At 59.5% G+C, this 6,204-nt stretch carries 6 protein-coding genes; all 6 read right to left on the bottom strand.

The genetic code is table 11. The features are described from left to right. A partial coding sequence (locus GY725_19335) for a recombinase family protein (GenBank protein ID MCP4006338.1) occupies positions 1–402 on the bottom strand: 402 nt, incomplete at its 3' end. Between the two features lie 70 nt (positions 403–472). Next, on the bottom strand, positions 473–1,153 hold the full coding sequence (locus GY725_19330; protein MCP4006337.1) for a hypothetical protein: 681 nt from the start codon (positions 1,151–1,153) through the stop codon (positions 473–475). Continuing rightward, on the bottom strand, positions 1,150–1,692 hold the full coding sequence (locus tag GY725_19325) for a DUF2924 domain-containing protein (GenBank protein MCP4006336.1): 543 nt from the start codon (positions 1,690–1,692) through the stop codon (positions 1,150–1,152). Before GY725_19325 ends, GY725_19330 begins: the two co-directional genes overlap by 4 nt. A gap of 181 nt (positions 1,693–1,873) precedes the next feature. Next, complete coding sequence (locus tag GY725_19320) at positions 1,874–2,377, bottom strand: hypothetical protein (protein MCP4006335.1); 504 nt, start codon at positions 2,375–2,377, stop codon at positions 1,874–1,876. Beyond that, entirely contained in the window at positions 2,374–5,100 is a 2,727-nt protein-coding gene (locus GY725_19315) for a toprim domain-containing protein (protein ID MCP4006334.1), read from the bottom strand. Before GY725_19315 ends, GY725_19320 begins: the two co-directional genes overlap by 4 nt. Continuing rightward, positions 5,097–5,291 (bottom strand): helix-turn-helix transcriptional regulator, encoded by a 195-nt coding sequence (locus tag GY725_19310; GenBank protein ID MCP4006333.1) that lies wholly within the window; start codon positions 5,289–5,291, stop codon positions 5,097–5,099. Before GY725_19310 ends, GY725_19315 begins: the two co-directional genes overlap by 4 nt. Between the last annotated feature and the right edge of the window lie 913 nt (positions 5,292–6,204).

Below are 6,204 nucleotides of genomic sequence, written 5' to 3'. Positions count from 1 at the left end.
GATCGGCGTCCGCGTGTCGATCGGCTCGGTCACCGATACGATCTGGACACCAAGGGATTCCAGGGAGCGATGGAGGTTCAGAAAGTCGAGGAGCGAACGACTCAGCCGATCCAGCTTGTAGACGACGATGATGTCGATCCGGCCGGCCTCAGCATCGGCCAGGAGACGCTTGAGCGCAGGCCGCTCTGTGTTGCCGCCGCTGAATCCACCGTCGTCGTACTGATCTGTCAACACCGTCCAGTTCTCGTGGCGCTGGCTCGCAATGTAGGACTCGCCAGCATCTCGTTGGTTGTCGAGTGAGTTGAAGGCCTGGTCGAGTCCCTCGTTGGTGGACTTGCGGGTGTAGATGGCGCAGCGGACAGGCTGCTGAATCGCAACGGCCTGGCTGCGCCGAAGAGACATCAGGGTGTCCACCTCTCCGATGCAGCGGCGATGGCCACCAGAACCGTCTGGTCAAATATTTGGACTGCGTTTACTCCCATGGCTCACCGGTTTCTCTCGGCGTGGGAACTCGAACTGTGATGCAAGGGATTTTCTCTTCATTGATTTCTGTCTTGGATCGCCAAAGTTGGATTATCTTGCCAACCCACTTGTCCCGGTTTTCCCCGAAGCACGTAGCGACCCACTCGACGTTCGTAGGCTCGAGCCTAATGGGTTTATTGTGGCCACTAACAGATACCGAGAGCCCCTCTGCCGCGCCAATCGACGATTGAACGCCAGTGATGCGACATGATTTTTCGCCTTCCCCTACAAGGTCTCCCGCAGACAAGAACGCGCCCGACGATGAGGGGTGTGATGGGATTGGCAGAAGATGGGCACCAGAGCCGTCGATGCAATGCGGCCCATGTCGGGCGTCGCAGTTCCCACAGCGAGGTATCTTGGCAAGTTCGTCGAACTCGGCTTCCCAGAACTGTCTCGTTTTCTCAAGAGCCTTCTCGAGTTCCTGCTCTCCGATGTGCTCTTTGATCGTAGCCAGCCTGTTCCAGGCAAAGCTTTCCATTTGTGGCCAGCTACCTGCACCACCCAACGCGGTTTCGGCATGAAGGATGTATGCGGCGGTATCCAAATAGTGCCTTGCGAGCACGGCAAGCTCGTACCGGTCGGGAGTGTATTCTTCGACCAAATCGTGTTCTGAGAAGACGCCTTCTGTCATCTTGAGGTTCTCCTGTGAATCCGACACTTGGAATCGCGTGCGGCGGCTTGTCGCCTTCTAGTCAGTCCGAAAAACAACCAGCCACTGATCGACGTGCATCCGGTGATCTTTTTGGCGAGGGCGGTCAGCGAGGTGTGGATCGTGCCCTCGAACTCGAATCCGTCCTCACGGCAAATTACGCGGAGCTCGCGGCGCTTGTACTGCTTCGTGATCACGGTGCCGGGCGCAGGGAGCCTCGGGTCGCGATGAACGCGATGTTGGTGCTGATGATCATCACCGGCTACAGCGGCACCGTTGCCGTTCTGTGGGGTCCTGGCACGGGTGAACGACTCGGGGGCTAGCTCGTCGATCTTCGCCTTGGCTGCGTCACTGAGCCCGCCGTGGGCCAACTCCTGGACTCTCCAGGCCAGTCGTCGCCAGAGGTACTGCTTGTTCCGCGACCGTGTCGGCTCTCCGTAGAGCCGAATCCACTCGCCCTGCAACTCGGCCACGGTCATCTGGCGGAGCGCGGCGATTTGACCGGGGATGCTCGTGCCCATCAGGTCTCCTCCTTCACGACACAATGAGCGCTCTCCTGGGCCGAGAGATCAAGTGGATTCTGCGGATCTCCACGGCGAGAAACGGCGGAGTTCGGCGGTTTCTGCGCTAGCCGCAAATAGGCTCGGGCCAGCACGCCCGCGAGTTCGGTTAACAGGGGCGATGGTGCCGCGATTGTCCGCGTCACGGCGCTTCTCTTCGGGGCGGCAAGCGATGTTCGGCTGGACCGCTATCTTGGCGGTCGTCCTGAATCGACACGATCTCGGCGTCGAACGCTGCTCGGAGACGACCGATTTGCTCGAGGTCTTCGCGGCGCATTCCGGGTACGGAAACTAGATCGCGAAGCTCGAGAACGGTCCAGATCCGACCACGCCCGACACCGTCGCGAATAAGAAGCTCGATGTGTTCGAGGCGCGGAACGAACCATAGCGTGTCGTTCAGCCAGGGGACCGTGACTTCAATAGCGCGTTCCTGATGCTCAAACTCGTCAAGCGGCAAATCGAGGACGTGGCGTTCTGTTGCGAGAGACCGCAGCAACGGTTCTCTTTGCTCGCGGATGGCCCTCTTTGCGTCTTTTGAGAGAACCTTGCTCGGAGCCTCGACGCGCAGACGTCCATCGTGAATTTCGAACACCGCCCCGTCTCGACGGAGTTGTCGTAGGAGGAGCGCTGCTGGCCGGCGACTCATGGTTCGAACACCTCCATGCCGTCCAGGTCCGGATCTTCTGGTGACGGTGTTGCGTGACGGTCCCCTGCGAGAGCGTCACCCGGAGCGTCATGCGTAACTTGTTGAAAAGACGAGCCGATGACGCTGGTGACGCCGATGACGCTATCTCTGGGTATTTGAGGGGGCGGGTGACTACTCGAACGACACGAGGATTTCTCAGGTGAACTAGAGGATGCCCCCCCAGAGGTACCCGAAACAGCGTCATCGGCGTCACCAGCGTCATCGGAGGCGTTTCTGCTTGAATTCACGACCTTTTCTTGTGACGCTGTGGATGACGCTCCTGCTGCGGCTACCGGCAGAGCGTCACGACCTCCCTGGTCCGGGCTCACCTCGATCGTGATCCGTCGCGAGCGCGCAGTCCGCCCCAGGTCGATCCTGATCCCGACCGCGGCCAGGTTCGTGCGAAGCTCGTTGAGCCGCAGAGTCAGAACGTGGGCAGCCTTCGGCCAGCTCTGATGCTTCGTGTTCACCTCGTACTGCTCGGCGAGTTGGCCGAGACGTTTCAGGAGTTCGCTCGGTGTGCCCTCCCACCGTTGGTCCTCAGCTACGAGTTCCTGAACCATCATTGCAACGGGGCTGTTGGCCAATACTTCTTCGTGCCGGGCGTCGAGGTTGGCCGCATACGCCTCGAGGAATTCGCTCCGAGCGTGGCCAAGAGCCTCAGCGATCGCCGCGCCCCACACGGCGAAGTCGGCCATGCGAGGCAGCCGATCCAGAACCACCGTCGGATGGATGGTCATTGCCCGGCTGAGCACGTCGAAGATCGCACCCAAGAGCAGCGGTCGCGCCTCATCGAACTCAGACCAGATCGCTTTTTCAGACTTCCGATCTCTCGAGCGGATTCCCTCAAGACCCAGCAAGATGCTTCGATCGAGCAGGTCGGGCCTCTTGGCTGCGGGATTGATTCCGTTCAGCGCACAGCATCGTCGAAACGAGTAGATGACGTCATCGTCGTCTGTATAAAGTTCGCGCTTGGTGAACCCCTCGCCGGTGACGGCTCGGCATAGCGTGTCGCTAACCCACTGCGGCAGCCCGATCAGATTGTCGTATGGAGTGAAGTAATGATGGGCCAGTTGCTGGATCAGCTCGTTTGGTTTCGTTGGAAGCGACAGGGTTTCCGTAGCGGACGGATCGACGAGCCGTCGAAGCATCCTGAGAAACGTCGTCTTAGCGGAACCTTGAGGTCCGTGAATCACCGGAATCGGATGACCGATCTCCTCGACAAAACAGCATGCGACGTAGACAAGAATAAGGAGATGCTGGCGAACATCGCCGATGTTAACGAAGCGAAGGAGGTCGTGAAGATCGCCTCCGCGTTGCGGCGCGACCTGGGGAAGTTGATGCGACTGTCGTGCGAAGAGGATTGGAGGCTGATCGACGATCTCCCAGCCTTGTCTTGACACTCGAACTGCACGCCACTGTCGGTCGCACAGGTCGTACCAGAGATCATCGCCGCACCGGGCCACACGATTGTAAAGATGGTGTCGTTCTCCGTCGAAACGTGCCTCAGCTTGGAGGACGTTGAGTGCTGAGCTTACGACATCCCGACTGACGGCTTTGTGGTCTTGCATCCAGAAAAGCCGCGCCAGCCATTCTTTGAATTGTCGGCTGCGGCATTTCCATGTCTCTGCGCGACCATCAACATTGATGCGAGCCCACGCCATGTCGAACTGATCGTGAAAGAGTTCGATGTCTTCCTGTAAGGCGTAGTCCACGAGACGGTCTGCTTGCGACCGTGAATGAACTTGTGACTCGGATGACTGCTCGTCTCGTATGTCGCCGAAAACGCATGTGCCGATGAGTTCCCTGAATTGGTCGTGGCCGTGGACGCGCACGAAGTCGCTCAGGTCTTTGCCGTCCTCATCGTTCTTGAACTCAAGGACGACGGACGCAGTCATTGCGGTGCAGGAGAGGGCGCTCGCGGCCTTCGCCTCACCAGCACGTCCAGCTTTATCTGTATCGTAGACGATGGCGACGCGGCGTCCGCTCAGTCGGTCTGCCCACTCCGGTTTGAACGTTCCGGCTCCGGTTCCAGTAGCTACAGCGAAGCCAAGCTCGTAGGCCCGCATCGCGTCCCACTCACCTTCGGCGAGAATCACCGGGTCATCGCGATCGAGTCCGACGACGATTAGGTCAGCCTTGCCGCCGTTGGCGAAACGCCAACGCTGTTTCTTGTTGGGCTGATGGTACCGGTAAACGTGAACGCCACCACCGGGCAAAGGAAACGCAATTACGCCCTCCGACTTCTCGGAACGTCCCTGTGGATAGACCCGACCTTCTAAGACGCCGAACGCTTGCCACGTATCTGGGTCGTACTGCTTCGCGAGGTCGCGGCCGAAGTGCTGTTGGAGATTCGAGGAGATGGGTTCACGCGACTCGAAGACTAATGGTCTCTTCGGGCGGCTCGATGCCCGTGTCTTCTTCCGGGCTCTCGGTGCCGCGAATCGTTCCAGATCCACACCAAGAGCCTCAGCCAGGTCCTTGACGCCACCGCCTTGACCACAAGGGTCGCAGTAGAAGGTGTTGATCTCTGAGTTGAGTCGACATGAAGGATTGGCATCGCCGCGCCGGTGTTGTTCGGCACGGGGACACCGGATGAAGAACTCGCCGCCCGTGCCTTTCTGCTTCGGCTCTCGGCCACCTGCCCGGGCTATCTCGAGGATGAGACCGGAAGGGAAGCTCAACTTGAGCCACCCAATTCGCTCTCGTCGAGCTCCAAGACACGGGCAATCGCCCGGACCTCCTCCTCGCGGGCTGGCCGGTAGTTGTTGAGGATCTTCTCCAGACGGTCGTAGTCGATCCCAGTCTTCACTGAGAGATCCTTGACCCGTAAGTTCTTCTTTATCAGTCGGATGCGAATAGTCTGGGTATCCATTGAGTCTCCTTGCCGCCGGAAAAAGTTTGATGACGGCCCTCAATCGAGATAGCGTGACAAACGGACACCATGAAATTTGCCGTCGAAAAGGCCACTGAGGCCGCCTTGATCTACTGGCGGACGGGCGAGGTCTCGACGGCGTGGCAGGAACAGGGCTGGACCGTTCAGGCCCAGGTCGCTGATGAGGATGGGCTCCTACATGTAGGTCTGGTCGGTCCGCCAGGGAGTGGCCTCGAAGGGATCGCTCTTCGTGTCTTCCCTCGAGACTACGGCCGGGAAACGCCTTCCCGTTCGCCGGGACGGGTCTCGAGGCTGCCCCCAGAATCGAAGCAAGCCCTGATTGACTTCGCGTTCTGCAAGTTGTTCTGGCCGGGTCCTCGGCATACCGCGCTCTGGGCCAAGACCCAGATCGCGGTCTACCTGCTTCAACGCTCGGGTGCGGACCAAGACAAGGCGTGGGTCTGGAACGAGCTCGTTGTCCGAACTATCAGGCTGCCTCGCGGAGGACGGGAGGCGCTCGACTCCGGCGAGATCGGCTACGAGACCCTCGACGCGATCGTGCGTAACTACATCAACCCATCGGGACCCGGTGGGTTTCAAAGCTACATCCGACACATCGTTGATCGCATTGCGACTCAGGCACAGAAAACTCGATTCGCGGAAACTGCTGAAGACGCCGACGCAAGGGTGCAGGATGAAAGGTTCCAGGCGTTCGTCAGACAGCGCAAGAAGCGGGGCGAGCCGGGACTCTTCTTGCGTGGCGGAAGAATTTCTGCGACAGACGAGAAATGGCAGGAGCTGGCGGAACGTTGGGGGAGGAGCGTAGGTCGTAAGCGGATGACGAACGCAATCGCCGACGCTATGGTCAACCTCGGGGCGACAAGAGGGTCAGCGACACGTCAAGTGCGACGCT

It is taken from the genome of bacterium, assembly GCA_024226335.1.
In the GTDB taxonomy this organism is placed as follows: Bacteria; Myxococcota_A; UBA9160; order SZUA-336; family SZUA-336; genus JAAELY01.
This window is presented reverse-complemented; position numbering and strand designations above follow the sequence as displayed.